The sequence below is a fragment of the Streptomyces griseus subsp. griseus genome, from assembly GCF_000720255.1.
GTDB lineage: Bacteria > Actinomycetota > Actinomycetes > Streptomycetales > Streptomycetaceae > Streptomyces > Streptomyces griseus_I.
This window is the reverse complement of sequence record NZ_JOJE01000001.1, coordinates 406,295-421,324: the sequence shown is the minus strand read 5'-3', so window position 1 is coordinate 421,324 and position 15,030 is coordinate 406,295. Positions and strand designations below refer to the sequence as shown.

Here is a 15,030-nt window from a genome sequence, read left to right as displayed (position 1 = left end):
AGCAAGCGGACAACAAGCTGACAAAGCGGGCCAAATTTCCGCCGTCCGGTTGGGGGACCGACGCCCCCTGGCTAACCTGCGGGTATGGCCCTCGGAACCGCATCCACCAGGACGGACCACGCGCGCACCGTTCGTGACATGCTCGCGACCGGCAAAACGACGCTCTCCTTCGAGTTCTACGCCCCGAAGACCCCGAAGGGCGAGCGGAACCTGTGGAACGCGCTGCGCCGCGTGGAGGCCGTGGCGCCCGACTTCGTCTCCGTGACCTACGGCGCGGGCGGCTCCACCCGCGCGGGCACGGTCAAGGCGACCGAGGCGATCGCCTCGGACACCACCCTCACGCCGATCGCCCACCTCACCGCCGTCGACCACTCCGTCGCCGACCTGCGCAACATCATCGGCCAGTACGCCGACGCCGGTATCCGCAACATGCTGGCGCTGCGCGGCGACCCGCCCGGGGACCCGATGGGGGAGTGGGTGCCCCATCCGCAGGGCCTGGCGTACGCCGCCGAGCTCGTCGAGCTGATCAAGGCGTCCGGCGACTTCTGCGTGGGCGTGGCGGCCTTCCCGGCGATGCATCCGCGCTCCACCGAGTGGGACGCCGACGTCCGGCACTTCGTCGACAAGTGCCGCGCGGGCGCGGACTACGCCATCACTCAGATGTTTTTCCAGCCCGAGGACTACCTCCGCCTGCGGGACCGGGTCGCGGCGGCCGGCTGTGACACCCCGATCATTCCCGAGGTCATGCCGATCGCCAGCGTGAAGACGCTCCAGCGGGTGCCGTCGCTCACCAACGCCGCCTTCCCGGCGGCGCTGAAAGAGCGGATCCTCACAGCAAAAGACGATCCGTCCGCTGTACGCTCCATTGGCATCGAATTCGCCACGGAGTTCTGCGCTCGGCTGCTGGCCGAGGGAGTGCCCGGACTGCACTTCATCACGCTCAACAACTCCACGGCGACGCTGGAAATCCACGAAAACCTGGGTCTGCACCACCCGCCGCAGGCCTAGACCGGTCGCACCGACATACGACACACTGCGTAGCGGCCACTCTGAGAGGGGCGTACATGGGCTGGACGGTCCTCTACATCGCGTTCGGCATCGTCGCACTGTGGCTGCTCGGTGAGGTCCTGCTGCAGTACAAGGCACGGCTTCGCTGGCGGCTGCTCGCCTTCGTCGGCTTCGTCGGCGTCGTGCTCGGTGCGCTGATCCCGTCCGTCGTCGTCATCGGCGTGGGCGCGGCCGCCTTCGCGGTCGGCCAGACCTACGTCACGCTGTCGTTCCGGCGCGGCTTCGCGGCCGGCTGGGCCGTCAGCCGCCCCGGCGCCGAGGGCACCAAGCGCCGCCGCGGCAAGGCGGAGCGCCAGGAGCCGACCCTCGAGGTCTCCGGCCTGGAGGCGGGCGACCCGGGCTACGACTCCTCCTACGGGTCCGACGCCGAGGGCGCCTACGGCGGCGACAACGCGCCCTACGGCCAGGACAAGGCCTCCTACGACGACGACTACGACCAGGACAACGTCTTCACCCCCGCCCGTGCGGCCGCGCCCGCGGCCGCCGAGACGACCGCCGTCTACGAGCCGCAGCCCATCCCCGACGACACCGGTTCCTACGGCGTCTACAGCGACTCCGCCGCCTACGGCACGGACTCCTCCTTCGCCACCGCCGCGCAGCCCCAGGACCAGTACGCGACGGCCGACCAGAGCTATTCCTACGACGGCTACTCAAACTACGGCCAGCAGTACGGCTACGACACCAACGGCCAGCAGCAGTACGCCGCCTACTCCGACCCGTACATCGGCGGCCAGTCCTACAGCGGCTCGTACGACCCCGGCTACGGCGGCCAGCAGTACGACCAACAGGGCTACGGGCAGGACCAGTACGCCACCGGCGGCTACGGCGAGACCCCGCCCGGCGGTGTCTGGGTTCCGCAGCAGCGCAACACCGACGACCCGCTCGGCGGCGAGCTCCCGCCGGAGCAGTACCCGTACCAGGGCGACGGGCAGCAGCAGGGGCACGGGTTCGGCGAGCAGTATCGGTTCTGAAGGCGTCGGCGGCGCGGGGCGCGGTGCGGGCCGCAGTCCGCTACCGGGGTGTCACTGAGAGCCCCTGAACTCCGGCCCCTCCACGATCAGCCCCGCCACCAGCGCGCCCGACATGCCCGCGTGCGGAAGGCCTCCGCCGGGGTGCGACCAGCCGCCGACGGCGAACAGGTTCGGCACGCCGGTGCTGTTGGACGGGTGCAGCAGGCGGCCGTCCGCCGCGGCCAGCGCGGGCGCCGGGACCGCGCCGCCCTCCGCCCCGGTGGCCTCCGCGATGTCGTCCGGGGTGCGGACCTCGTGCCAGAGGAGGCGCGCGCGGAGATCGGGTATGGCGCGTTCGGCGGTGGTGATCATCCGTTCGGCCTGCTCGTCGTAGCCCTGCCCGGACTGTGCGGGCACGGGAGCGGTGAGGGCGATCGCCTCGTGGCCGGGGCCCGGGACCGACCCCGTGTCGTCGGGCCGTAGGACCGTGACCGTAGGGTGCCCGGGCAGGCCGGGGTGCTCACCGAACAGGCTCTCCAGCTCGCCCTCCCGGTCCGCCGCGTGCACCACCGTCCGATGGGCCGCGCCCTCCGGACGTCCGCCGCGCAGGGCCAGCAGGACCGTCAGACGGCTCGGCAGCCCGCGCTGCGGCGGGACCTCGCCGGCTCCCGGGGCGGCCGTGCCCGTGGACACCGCGCCGGGGGCGACACCCGTGACCACGAAGTCCGCCTCCGCCACGGTGCCGTCGGCGAGTTCAACACCCGCCGCCCGGCCGTCCTTCTCCAGGACCCGCGCGACCTCGGCGCCGAAGACGAACTCCACCCTGCGGGCCACACACCGCTCGTACACCGCGCGCGCCAGCTCCCGGACGCCCCCGCGGACGTACCAGACGCCGAAGGCGTGCTCCATGTACGGCAGCACGGCCGCGCTCGCCGGGGTGACGCGCGGGTCCAGGCCGTACGCGAGCGCGTGGCTCTCCAGCAGGGCGGTGAGCCGAGGATCGCGCAGTTCCCAGGCGCCGACCTCGGCGAGGGTCCCGGCGCGACGGGTGCGCAGCAGCCTCTTGTGCGGGACCGACGGGTACGGCTCGCGCTCGGCGAGGACCGACCAGTTCGGCCACAGGGGCTCCTCGAGGAGCGGTCTGCGGGTGCGGTCCCAGGTCTCGCGGGCCCGGACCAGGAAGTCGCCCCAGCGCTGCCCGGTGCCCGCCCCGAGCGCCTCGTCGAGGGCGGAGACGGCCCCCGCCCGGGAGGCGTTCGGCAGGGACACGCGTGTGCCGTCCGCGAAGACGTGGTGCGACGACGGGTCGACCTGGACCAGTTCGACGCACGCCTCCAGCGGCTCCTTGCCCGTCTTCACGAACAGGTCGCGGTGGACCGCGGGCAGCGAGAGCAGTCCGGGTCCGGTGTCGAAGGAGAAACCGTCCCGCTCGAAACGGCGCACCGCACCGCCGTACGTCGCCGTCCGTTCGTACACCGCCACCCGGTGGCCCGCGACGGCCAGCCGGGCGGCGGCCGCCATCGCGCCCATCCCGGCGCCGATCACCGCAATCCGTGCCATGCCCGCGACTTTATCGGCCGTCACCGACAGCCCGGTCCGGGTGGGGGAGCAGGTGCCTCCTGGGCCTCGGTGCGCAGACCTGAGTACCCGTACTCAGGCACGGAGATGAGTACGCGCGCGGATGGGGCCCGACCTGCGTGAACGAGAGAGTGGAGTCACGGAAAGGGGCACGGCTCCGGCACCGCCGACACGGGGCGGCGGAACGGTGCCGGCCCTCGACCGCTCCTTCCGTCGGCACGGTCGGCGGGAGCGAGGCACGGGGGAGCACGCGGAAGCGCCGGTTCGGTGGTGGCCACGGGGGATGCGGCCACAACGGACCGGCGCTTTCGCGTGTTCGAGCCTCGGCTTCAGGGCCTGCCGCTCACCCGCCCCTGCAACAGGCGGGAGAGCGCCGAGTGGACGTCGTCGAGGGAGCGTTCCGGCTGGAACGACTGCCAGTCCAGGGCGGCCACCAGGACCATGCCGACCAGCGCGGCCGCGGTCAGCGGGACGTCGATCTCGTCACTGAACTCGCCGCCCTCGATGCCCTCGCGCAGGACACCCTCGACGACCGCCACCGCCTCCTGCCGCACCACCATGAGCGTGGACTGCCAAGCCCGGTTGGTGCGCCACAACTCGGCCACGTACAGCTGCGTGAAGGCGGGATAGCGGTCGATGAAGACGAGACCCGCGCGGATCATCGCGTCCAGGGCGTCCACCCTGGTGCCGCCCTCGCGTGCCGTCCGCTCGGCCGCCTCCCGGAGGGAGGCGGTGAGGAGGCCCACCCCGTGCCGCAGCAGCTCCTCGAAGAGCACTGACTTGCTGGCGAAGTTGTAGTAGACGGTGCCCTTCGCGACACCGGCCCGCTCGGCGATCTCGTCCACCGTGGTGGCGGAGAAGCCCTGTTCGGCGATGAGCGTGACGGCTGCCTCGTAGAGCTTCTGCCGGGTGGCCTCACGGCGCGAGCTGCCGCCCGGCGTGGTGCTGCTGCTTTCCATGGCCCCGATTGTCACAGGAACCGTCTCCCCGGAGATCCGCACGCTCACAGGCTCAGCTCCGGGTGCAGCCGGTCGAGCGTCCACACCTGGCGGCGGCGCGCGGACAGCGCGGTCAGCGCGAGGGCGCCGGCGGTGAATGCGGCCAGCACCGCGCACGCCGTCCACACCGGGCCGAGGCCACCGCCGGTGATGAGCCTGCGCAGGGCCTCGACGACGTAACTCATCGGCAGGAACGGGTGCAGCGCGTTGAAGAAGCCCGGGCTGGTCTGCACGGGATACGTGCCGCCCGCGGACGTCAGCTGGAGCATCAGCAGGGCCAGGACGAGGATCCGGCCCGCCGCCCCGAACCGGGCGTTGAGCCACTGCACGAGCGCCGCGAAGCACGCCGTGACCAGGAACAGGAAGCCCACCGTCCCGGCCGCCCGTGCCATCTCCAGGCCGATCGCCCAGTGCAGCACCGCCATCAGGGCCGAGGTCTGCAGGACGCCGACCGCCACCACCGGCAGCCAGCCCGCCAGGGCGATCCGCCACGCCGGGGCGCCCGCGGCCAGCGCCCGCCGGTTCATCGGCGGGATCAGCATGTACGCCACCATCGCGCCCACCCACAGGGACAGCGGGATGAAGTACGGGGCGAAACCGGTGCCGTAGTTGGGCGCCTTGTGGACGTCCTCGGAGGCGAGCTGGACCGGGTCGGCCATGACGGCGGTGCGCCGGTCGCGGTCCTTCTTGTCGTAGTCGGGGATCTGCCCGGCCCCGTCATGCAGGCCGCCGGCGAGTTCGCCGGAGCCGTCGACCAGCTTGAACATGCCGCCGTTGAGGTCGTCTGCGCCGGTCTTCAGCTTGCCGACGCCCTCGTCCAGGTCGACCGCTCCGGTCTTGGCGGTGCCCAGACCGGTGTGCAGCTTCTTCGCGCCCGCGGCGACCTTCTTGGCTCCGTCGTTCAGGTCGTTGATCTTCGTGACGGCGTCGTCGAGGTCCGCGGAGAGGTGCGGCGCGCGGTCGGCGAGCGACTGGGCCTGCTTCTGAAGCGTTTCGAGGTGGGTGTCGAGCTTCTTCAGGTCCTCGCGCTGGTCCGTGACCAGTGTGTCGAGGTCCTCGGCGACGGTCGCCACGTCGGCCGCCGCGTCCTTCGCCTTCTTCAGGTCGGAGCAGGCGGCGTCCGGCAGCACCGGGGTCTCGCAGCGCGTCTTGTAGACGTCGTTCAGGTCGTCGGAGTCGGCGCGGGCGTTCTCGGCGGCGACGGGGGCCTGCTTCACGAGGTCGTCCAGGCCGTCGCGGATCGCCCCGGCCGAGTCGGCGACGAACTGGGCGGTGTCCTCGATGGACTTCTCGTTGTCCTTCAGGAACGGCCCCACCTTGCCGGCCACCCCGTTGACCTTGTCGGCGAGCGCCTGGGTGCCCTGTGCGACCTTCTTGGAACCGTCCTGCAAGGTGCCCGCGCCCTTGTTGAGCTTCTTCAGGCCCTTGGAGAGCTTGCCGCTGCCGTCCTCGGCGTCCTTCAGTCCGTCCGCGAGGTCCTTGGAGCCCTCCTCGGCCTTCCCGATACCGCCCTTGAGCTTGTCGGCCCCGTCGGCCGCCTTCACCGTCTCGCCGTGGATGTCGGAGAACGAGACGAAGATCTTGTCCAGGAAGGTACGCGACGTCTTAGTGGAGGCCGCGGTGCGCACCTCGCTGAAGACCGTCCGGGAGATCTGCCCGACGATGTAGTTGTTCGCGTCGTTCGTCCGCACCTGGAGCGCGCCCGCCTCGGGGGAGTCGCCCGCACTGGAGGCGACGCGCTCGCTGAAGTCTGCCGGCATGGTCAGCGACAGGTAGTACGTGCCGTCCTCCAGGCCCGCGCGCGCCTGTGCGGCACTCACCTCGCGCCAGTCGAAGACCGCGCTGGCGCGCAGGCCTTGGGTGATGTCGTCGCCCGCGCGGATCTCCTTCCCGTCGGCCGTCGCCCCCTTGTCGTCGTTCACCAGCGCCACGGGGATACGGTCCAGACGGCCGTACGGGTCCCAGAAGGACCACAGGTACAACGCGCCGTACAGCAGGGGCAGCAGGAGGAGCGCCACCAGGGCCGCCCGCGGGAGCCTGCCCCGGCCGAACCGCCTGAGCTCAAGCGCTGCCAGTCTCGGCGACCGCATCGGCGATCTCCTCCTTCTCCTCAGGGGACTTCTGCGGCGCGCCGGTCGGTACGACGACCGTGCCGTCCGGGGCTTCGCTGCACACCGCCAGGACCGTCGTCCCGGTCTCGGTGAGCGACCTCAACAGGGCCCAGACCTCGGTCCGTTCGGCGTCGGAGAGTTTGAGGTCCGTGTCGTCGACGCCGATCAGTCGTGGGCGGCCGACGAGAGCGAGGGCGACGGAGAGGCGCAGGGCCTCCACACGTTCCAGGTCCCGTACGGCGGTCCTGGGTCCCTTGGGCAGCGCCTCCCGGTCGAGGCCGGCCGCGGCCAGCGCGGCGTCGACGCGCAACGCCGCCTCGGCCCCGCGCTCGGCGCGCGACCGCAGCAGTTCGCGTACGGTGCCGCCGAAGCGCCGCTCCAGCAGGGCCCGTTCGCGCAGGTGCTCCCCCACGGTCAGGGCGGGGTCGAGATCGGTGACACCCGGGACATGGGCGAGCGCGCTGACGCGGCGCACGGCCGCCATCCGCCGGGGCAGCTCATGGCCGCCGACGGCCGCGCTCCCCTCCGTGGGCCTCATCCGCCCGGTCAGGGCGAGCAGCAGGCTCGTGCGCCCCGAGCCCGACGGCCCCTCGATCGCGATCAGCGAGCCGGGCTCCGCATCGACGGTGACCCCGCGGAACGCCCATCCGCGGGGTCCTTTCAGCCCGAAGTCCCGGGCAGCGACGGTCAGGCCGCCTTGGGTTCCCCCCATGGCCATCCCTCGAACAAATTGAACTGACTGGTCAGTGCAAAAACTAACGCGAACACTCGATCGAAGCAAAAGCCCAGGTCAGAACGGATTGTCAGTGCCATACCTCACGATGGGCACATACGGCACCTCGTAGCAGGGCGTGCCGTCACCCAGACGACAGGAGGTTCGTCATGGCCAGCCACCACGCAGCCGCCGCCCGCCGGCGCCGCGCCACCGGCCCTGCCCCCTCACTGACCGGACCGGCGAGCGACGTACATCCCGTGCTGCGCCGGTCCTCGGCCCCGCCCGCCGCCCTCGACCTGCTCGCCCAGGCCCGGGCGGGACTCCACGAGGCGGCCGTCCTCGAAACGCCCAACGAGCGCTACGCGACGGCACACCTGGCAGCCCTGCGCACCGCGGCCGCCGTGCTCGCCGCCCGGGGCCGGCCCGAACCCACGTCCCGGCGCCGGGCCCGCATCCGGAGCGCCTGGGAAGTGCTTCCCGAGATCGCGCCCGAACTGACCGAGTGGAGCGCGCTGTTCGCCTCCGGCGCCCGGCGCCGGGCCCGGGCCGAGGCGGGCATCGAGGGCGCGGCGAGCCGTAGGGACGCCGACGACCTCATACGCGACGTGGCGATGTTCCTGCGCCTGGTCGAGCGGATGCTGGTGCTCCAGCCGGTCCTGCCGCAGCTACGCCAGGACCCGGGGGAGGGCGGCGACCCGCACGCCGGGACGGTGATGCCGGACGCGGGCTGACCGCCCTGGGGGCAGTGGGGCATCGCGACGTGGTCCGTCGTGCGAGACGCTCGGGAGTGTGCGGTGCGGGGGTGACCAGGTCGGGCGTCGGAGGCAATAGGGTGGAGGGCGCCTGAAGCCAAGCCTCCCCTCGCCGGTGTGACCGGGAGGGGAGGGCAGCCCGTTCGCTCCGCCGCGCAAGAGGCGGTGCCGCGCCGAGGAGTCAACTGCCGTGTCGGACCCGATGCGACCCCGCGCCGCCCTTCGTACCGCCGTGGTCTGGGAGGTCCTCCAGGAGGCCATCGACCGCCGGGTCAAGGCCACGGGCCGGGAGTCGCTGGACGTCCTCGACACCGGGGGCGGCAGCGGCAACTTCGCCGTGCCCGTCGCCCGCCTCGGCCACCGGGTCACCGTCGTCGACCCCAGCCCCAACGCGCTGTTCGCCCTGGAGCGCCGCGCCGCCGAGGCCGGCGTCGCCGACCGTGTGCAGGGCGTCCAGGGCGACGCCCACGGCCTGTTCGAGGTGGTCGAGCGCGGCCGGTACGACGTCGTGCTGTGCCATGGCGTCCTGGAGTACGTCGACGACCCGGCCGAGGGCATCGGCAACGTGGTGGCCGCCCTGCGCTCCGAGGGCGTCCTCAGCCTGCTCGCCTCCGGTCTCGGCGGGGCCGTGCTCGCGCGCGCCCTCGCCGGTCACTTCAAGGAGGCCAGGCAGGCCCTCGACGACCCCGACGGCCGCTGGGGCACGGGCGACCCCGTCCCCCGCCGCTTCACCGCCGACCAGCTCACCGCGCTGGTCGAGGGGGCGGGCCTGGCCGTCGCCGCCGTGCACGGTGTGCGCGTCTTCGCCGACCTCGTCCCCGGCGTCCTCGTGGACACCGAGCCCGGCGCCCTGGAGGCACTGCTGAAGCTGGAGGAGGCCGCGGCCGAGCTCCCGGCGTTCCACTCCGTGGCCACGCAGCTCCACGTCCTCGGTGAGACGCGGGGTGCCGCCGAGGCGTGAGCCGCCTCCCGTGGCGTAGCGCTGATCAGCGCCTCGGCTGCGGATGGAGTACGCCACAGGCCCCCCGTTCGGGCGCTGTGCGCCGTATGATCGAGGGAGACCACCCGGCATGACGGGTCGGCTGCTGGGGAATGGAATCTTCAGTGAGCCGGGACGTTCATGGCGGATTCCGGTTGGCCAATTGGCGTAGAGGGGCGGGTTTCACGGGGGCGATTCCCTGCCTATCCTGAAGGGACCCCCCGGGTCGCCCCGGCGACTGCACGATGAGGAGGACTCCGTGCCGCTCTCGGAGCACGAGCAGCGCATGCTCGAGCAGATGGAGCGAGCGCTGTACGCCGAAGATCCCAAGTTCGCGACAGCGCTCGAGGGAAGTGGGCTGCGTACGTACACCCGGCGACGGGTCTACCAGGCGGTCGCGGGCTTCCTCGTAGGTATCGCGCTCCTCATGGCCGGCATGGTCGCCAAGCAGGTGTGGCTCAGCGTGGTGGGCTTCCTGGTCATGCTGGGTTGTGCCGTGCTAGCCGTGACCGGCTGGCGCAAGGCTCCCAAGCCGGGTGAACAGCCTGCCGGCGCTCCGCACGCCCGCCGTCAGAGCCGCCCGAAGCGCTCCGTGATGGACCGCATCGAGCAGCGCTGGCAGCGCCGCCGAGACGAGCAGGGCCAGTAACGGCCCGCCTCACGGCTCCCTGCACACAGACGCAGTGAGGGGGTGACCACCACCAGGTGGTCACCCCCTCTGGCACGCACCGGCACCAAGACCACTGACACCAAGAGCACTGACACCAAGAGCACTGACACCAAGACAAGACCACCGACACCGAAGCCACCGACACCGGCTCGGGCTCGGTGCCACGCCGAGCGGCCCCCGCCCCGGGAAATCCCGGAGTGGGGCCGCTCGCCGTATCGTCCGTCGGCCGCGCCTCGCCTTACTCAGCCGCCGCTCTGCTGCCCCGAGGGGCGGCGCAGCAGGTTCGCCCAGCGGGTGGCCCAGCGGGCCTTGTAGGACGTCCAGCGGTCGGAGAGGTCCCACACGGCGCGCACGGCCGAGCGGGGCGCCACGACGGCGCGCAGCCTCGTGGTCCAGCTGACCTTGGCGCGCAGTGCGCTCCGCAGCCGCCGCACGTCGTCGGCCAGCCCCGTCTCTGCCTGTGGGTGGGGCGCGAACAGTACCTGCTCCACGGCTCCGGCCACCCGGTGCACCGACGTGGCCGTCGGCTCGTCGAGCTCTCCGAGCCGCACGATCCGGGCCGCCGCCTTCCGCGGCGTCAGGGCATCGTCCGGCGGGATGCCGTAGTCCCAGGCCGTGTCGGTGAGCTCGCGCCAGACCGCCAGGACGTGCCCGACGGCCACCTGCGTGACCTGCCCCGATGCCACCTCGCCGGGCGGCGCCTCCATCGAGATCTCACCCGTGTACTGCTCGTCCCGGCGTTCCTTGCCGCCCACCCGGCCCGGCCCGGTGGCGGACGCCGTGTGCTGGGCCGAGGCCAGCCGCACCGAGCGCCTTCTCAGGCGCCACAGCATCGGCAGCAACGGCAGGACCACCGCCGCGACGCCCAGGAACGTCCACCACAGGATCTTGTACCAGGGCGTGCCCGCGTCGTCCGTCTGCGTCGGGTCAAGCGGCAACGCGCCACTGCACCCCTCGACCTTCTTCTGCTGGGCCGAGCAGCTGGAGCTCGCCGACGGCGCCGCCGACTGGGACGCGTCCGCCGGACGCGAGGCCTGCGGCAGGTCGGGGACGGTGCTGCCCGGGGTGTCCGGGAGCGTGTACGTCGGCGTCGTACCGCGGTTGGGGGTCGGCTCGAAGCGGGTCCAGCCCACACCTTCGAAGTACAACTCGGGCCAGGCGTGGGCGTCTTTCAGGCCCACCGACACGGAACCGTCCGCCTGCGGGGAGCCGGGCGCGAAGCCCACGGCGACCCGCGCCGGTATGCCGAGCGTGCGGGCCATCGCGGCCATCGCGAAGGAGAAGTGGACGCAGAAGCCCTGCTTGTCCCGCAGAAAGCGGGCTATCGCGTCTGGCCCGGTGCCGACCTGCACCTCGGTGTCGTAGGTGAAGCCGCCGGTCACGGCGAAGTAGTCCTGGAGCTTGACCGCGCGCTCGTAGTCGTTCGTCGAGCCCTTGGTCACCTCACGGGCGGTGCGGGCCACCACCGAGGGCAGCGAGCCCGGCACCTTGGTGTACTCGCTCTTCAAGGTCTGCGGGGGCGCAGGCGCGGCCTCGAGTTGCTCCGCCGTCGGCTCCACGTCGAGGCTGGTCACCTCGTACGTCGCGCCGCGTGTCTTCTGGCCGTGGTCGCCGACGAGGGTCATGCCGACGGGCTCGTAGCGCCAGTTGCCCTTGATCTTCACGCTGCTCGGCGGGTACGGCATCGGGAGCCAGTCCTGCGCGTACCAGTCGGCGGCCGCTATCTGGGTGCGGACCTTCGAGCGCCGGACGTCCGGCCCCAGCCCGGGGGGCGTGGGCAGTTCGTCCGGCACGGCGGCGATGTGCCGCTTGGACGGCTTCCAGGTGGTGCCGTCAAAGTCGTCCAGCGAGACGATCCGCAGATAGAGGTCGGAGATGTCGGACGTGCTGGTCCGCACGGAGAGCACCTGGCGGTCCTGGTCCACGTTCAGGCTGTCGCGCAGCGACACCAGCGGGTTGACCGCGGAGATGGTGCCCCCGCCGCCCGTCCCCACCCCGACGCCGGTGCGGGCGCTGTCCAGCAGGCCACCTTCGATCGCGGGCAGCGGCATCAGAGGCACCACGAGGGCGACGCCCAGCGCGACCGCGCCGATGCGGCGCCCGGTGCGCACGGGCGCCACCGGGCCGGGCCGGCCGTCGCCGGGGCGCGCCGGTCCGGCGAAGACCCGGCCCCACTGGGAGAGCCGCTCCCGCCCCTCGGCGAGCAGCAGCATCAGATATCCGCCCGCCGCTACGAGGAACCACAGCCAGTCGGCCGCGCCGTCCGCCAGCCCCGCGGCGACGGAGTACAGCGCGAGGAGCGGCAGACCGGCCGGGGCGGCGCTGCGGAAGGTCACCGCGAGGGTGTCCACCAGCAGGCCGATGACCAGTACACCGCCGATGAGCATCAGCCGGATGCCGTCGGACAGCGGCGCCGGGATCGCGTACCGCGCGACGTCGTCCGTGCCCTGCTGCAACAGGTCGGCGAGGTGCCGGAAGGCCTCGGGGCCGGGTATCAGCCCGGCGAGCGCCTGCTGCCGGGCGAACGTCAGGGTCAGCAGCATCAGTGTGACGACGGCCTGCGCGGCCACCGTCAGCGGCCGGGCCAGCGGCACGCGGCGGGTGGCGGCGCCGACCCCGGCCTGGATCCCGAGCAGGACGGCCGCCTGCATGATCCAGGTGATCGGGTCGACCAGGGGCAGCAGGGCGCACGAGGCCATCAGGGTGGCCGCCCAGGCGCACAGCGTCAGTCGTGCCCGCCCGCTCATGAAGCCGCCTCCCCACTCGCCGTCACGACGCCCGCACGCTCTCGGTCCGCCTGCCGCCACAGATCGTTCAGCGGAGTGCCCCGCGGCACGCTCAGGGCCGTCCAGCCCGCCTCGCGCAGCATCCGCAGCCGCTCCTCCGTCCTGTCCATCGGTCCGGCCGGGGCGTTCGGTTCACGCACCCAGGTGTCGCTGTCCAGCACGAGGGCGAGGGCACCGCCGCTGCGCTGACGCATCTTGGCCGCCACCGTGGCCTGTTCCTCGTCGAGGTCGCCGAAGAACGCCACCAGCAACCCCTCGCCGCCGCCGCGCAGGACGTCGTAGGCGCGGGACAGGCCGGTGCCGTCCGAGTGGTCGATCACGGCGAGGGTGTCCATCATCAGGCCGGCCGCGTCGGCCGACTCCTGGTTCGCGCCGGCGAAGCCGTCGGCGCCCTCACCGGGCACCGAGTCACCGGTGTCGGTGAGCAGCCGTACCGAGAAGCCCCGCTCCAGCATGTGCACCAGCACGGACGCGGCGCCCGCGACCGCCCACTCGAAGGCGGAGTCGGGGCCGGCGCCCTGGAAGGCGACGCCCCGGGTGTCGAGGAGCACCGTGCAGCGGGAGCGCTGCGGCTGTTCCTCGCGGCGCACCATCAGCTCGCCGTAGCGCGCCGTGGAGCGCCAGTGCACGCGGCGCAGGTCGTCGCCGTGGCGGTACTCACGCGGGATCACGTCGTCGTCGCCGGCCAGGGCGAGCGAGCGCTGCCGCCCGTCGCCGTAGCCCTTGGCCTCACCGCCGAAGCGCACCGGCGTCAGCGCCTCCACGCGCGGGATCACCGTCAGGGTGTCGTACGTGGCGAACGAGCGGGTCAGCTCGCACAGGCCGAACGGGTCGTTCAGGCGCAGTTGCAGCGGGCCCAGCGGGTAGCGGCCGCGCAGGTCGGAGCGGACCCGGTAGGACACCTCCCGGCGGCCGCCCGCCTCGACCCGGTCGAGGACGAAGCGGGGGCGCGGGCCGAGGACGTACGGCACCCGGTCCTGGAGCATCAGCAGGCCGGTGGGCAGCCGGGAGACGTTGTCCATCCGCAGGTGGACCCGGGCCTCGCTGCCCGCGGGGACGCGCGCGGGGGAGAGCCGACGGCTGCCGGCGACCCGGTAGCGGGTGCGGTAGAGGACGGCCGCGCAGACCAGGGGCAGCACGGCGAGCAGCAGGCCGACGCGGAGCAGGTCGGCCTGGCCGAGGACGTAGGCGCAGATCGCGGCGGCGACCCCGGCGGCCAGGAAGGAGCGTCCGCGGGTGGTGAGGCCGGCCAGAGCCGTGCGGACACCGCCCTTCTCCCCCCGGCCGGGTTCCGCCTGCCCCGTACTGCCGGAGGTCATCACAGCCTCCGCGGCGGCCGGCCGTAGGCCTGCGCACCGGTGCCCAGGCCGCCGTAGCCCTGCTGCTGGGGGGCCGCGGGGACGGGGGTCTGCTGGAGGATCTCATGGACGACCTGTTCGGCCGTACGGCGGTTGAGCTGGGCCTGCGCGGTGGGCAGCAGACGGTGCGCCAGAACCGGGACAGCAAGCGCTTGCAGATCGTCCGGAAGCGCGTAGTCACGGCCGGTGAGGGCGGCGGAGGCCTTCGCCGCACGCAGCAGGTGCAACGTGGCGCGCGGCGAGGCGCCGAGTCTGAGGTCCGGATGGGTGCGGGTGGCGGCCACCAGGTCCACCGCGTACCGCCGGACCGCGTCGGCCACGTGGACGCCGCGGACGGCGTCGATCAGTTTCTGGATCTCGTGCGCGTGCGCCACCGGCTGGAGGTCGTCCAGGGGGCTGATGCCGCCGTGGACGTCGAGCATCTGCAGCTCGGCCTCCGCGCTCGGGTACCCGATGGAGACGCGCGCCATGAAGCGGTCGCGCTGGGCCTCCGGCAGCGGGTAGGTACCCTCCATCTCCACGGGGTTCTGCGTGGCCACCACCATGAACGGACTGGGCAGTTCGTAGGTCTCCCCGTCGATGGTGACCTGGCGCTCCTCCAGGGACTCCAGGAGCGCCGACTGTGTCTTGGGCGAAGCCCGGTTGATCTCGTCGCCGATCACGATCTGCGCGAAGATCGCGCCCGGCTTGAACTCGAAGTCCCGGCGCTGCTGGTCCCAGATCGACACACCCGTGATGTCCGACGGGAGCAGGTCGGGCGTGAATTGGATCCGGCGCACAGAGCAGTCGATGGACCGCGCCAGCGCCTTCGCGAGCATCGTCTTGCCCACGCCGGGGACATCCTCGATCAGAAGATGTCCCTCGGCGAGCAGCACGGTCAGCGAAAGCCGTACGACCTCGGGCTTGCCCTCGATCACCTGCTCCACAGAACTGCGGACCCGCTCCACGGTGGCAGTCAGATCTGTAAGGCTCGCACGCTCGTCATAGGTCGTCACCCGGCCCTCCTCGGCCCGTTCTTTCTCCGGGCCGACGCCTTGCTCTGCGGACCGGCCCACCCCGAATCAC

At 72.3% G+C, this 15,030-nt stretch carries 12 protein-coding genes; 5 read left to right on the top strand and 7 right to left on the bottom strand.

Annotation, left to right across the window (positions count from 1 at the left end; translation table 11 throughout):
• The first annotated feature begins 84 nt into the window (after positions 1-84).
• Positions 85-1,008, top strand: coding sequence for a methylenetetrahydrofolate reductase [NAD(P)H] (metF, locus tag IG99_RS01895; protein ID WP_037668902.1), 924 nt, complete (start codon positions 85-87; stop codon positions 1,006-1,008).
• Between the two features lie 56 nt (positions 1,009-1,064).
• Entirely contained in the window at positions 1,065-2,039 is a 975-nt protein-coding gene (locus IG99_RS01890) for an SCO2102 family sporulation regulator (RefSeq protein ID WP_037668901.1), read from the top strand.
• Positions 2,040-2,090: 51 nt separating this feature from the next.
• Here the strand turns inward: IG99_RS01890 and IG99_RS01885 are convergent, their stop codons facing one another.
• From IG99_RS01885 to IG99_RS01870, 4 genes are all read right to left on the bottom strand, one after another.
• Positions 2,091-3,578: a phytoene desaturase family protein gene (locus IG99_RS01885; protein ID WP_037668899.1), complete on the bottom strand. Its 1,488-nt coding sequence runs from the start codon at positions 3,576-3,578 to the stop codon at positions 2,091-2,093.
• Positions 3,579-3,925: 347 nt separating this feature from the next.
• Positions 3,926-4,555: a TetR/AcrR family transcriptional regulator gene (locus tag IG99_RS01880; protein WP_037668896.1), complete on the bottom strand. Its 630-nt coding sequence runs from the start codon at positions 4,553-4,555 to the stop codon at positions 3,926-3,928.
• A gap of 44 nt (positions 4,556-4,599) precedes the next feature.
• The gene (locus tag IG99_RS01875) at positions 4,600-6,684 is read right to left on the bottom strand and encodes a YhgE/Pip domain-containing protein (protein WP_037668894.1); all 2,085 of its coding nucleotides are present in this window, start codon (positions 6,682-6,684) and stop codon (positions 4,600-4,602) included.
• Positions 6,656-7,423, bottom strand: coding sequence for an ATP-binding cassette domain-containing protein (locus tag IG99_RS01870; protein WP_037668892.1), 768 nt, complete (start codon positions 7,421-7,423; stop codon positions 6,656-6,658). Before IG99_RS01870 ends, IG99_RS01875 begins: the two co-directional genes overlap by 29 nt.
• A 164-nt stretch (positions 7,424-7,587) precedes the next feature.
• Here IG99_RS01870 and IG99_RS01865 point away from each other — a divergent pair, with 164 nt between their 5' ends.
• The 3 genes from IG99_RS01865 (at position 7,588) to IG99_RS01855 (ending at position 9,800) form a co-directional block, all read left to right on the top strand.
• Positions 7,588-8,151 (top strand): SAV_6107 family HEPN domain-containing protein, encoded by a 564-nt coding sequence (locus IG99_RS01865; RefSeq protein WP_037668890.1) that lies wholly within the window; start codon positions 7,588-7,590, stop codon positions 8,149-8,151.
• A 211-nt stretch (positions 8,152-8,362) separates the two neighbouring features.
• On the top strand, positions 8,363-9,133 hold the full coding sequence (locus IG99_RS01860; protein ID WP_037668888.1) for a methyltransferase: 771 nt from the start codon (positions 8,363-8,365) through the stop codon (positions 9,131-9,133).
• Positions 9,134-9,410: 277 nt separating this feature from the next.
• Complete coding sequence (locus IG99_RS01855) at positions 9,411-9,800, top strand: DUF3040 domain-containing protein (RefSeq protein ID WP_037668887.1); 390 nt, start codon at positions 9,411-9,413, stop codon at positions 9,798-9,800.
• Positions 9,801-10,063: 263 nt separating this feature from the next.
• On the opposite strand, the gene IG99_RS01850 is transcribed toward IG99_RS01855, so the two are convergent.
• The 3 genes from IG99_RS01850 to IG99_RS01840 are packed head-to-tail and all read right to left on the bottom strand — an operon-like array spanning position 10,064 to position 14,960.
• The gene (locus IG99_RS01850; RefSeq protein WP_037668886.1) at positions 10,064-12,568 is read right to left on the bottom strand and encodes a transglutaminase TgpA family protein; all 2,505 of its coding nucleotides are present in this window, start codon (positions 12,566-12,568) and stop codon (positions 10,064-10,066) included.
• Positions 12,565-13,926, bottom strand: coding sequence for a DUF58 domain-containing protein (locus tag IG99_RS01845; RefSeq protein WP_037668885.1), 1,362 nt, complete (start codon positions 13,924-13,926; stop codon positions 12,565-12,567). Before IG99_RS01845 ends, IG99_RS01850 begins: the two co-directional genes overlap by 4 nt.
• The gene (locus tag IG99_RS01840) at positions 13,926-14,960 is read right to left on the bottom strand and encodes an AAA family ATPase (protein ID WP_037668882.1); all 1,035 of its coding nucleotides are present in this window, start codon (positions 14,958-14,960) and stop codon (positions 13,926-13,928) included. Before IG99_RS01840 ends, IG99_RS01845 begins: the two co-directional genes overlap by 1 nt.
• Positions 14,961-15,030: the final 70 nt, after the last annotated feature.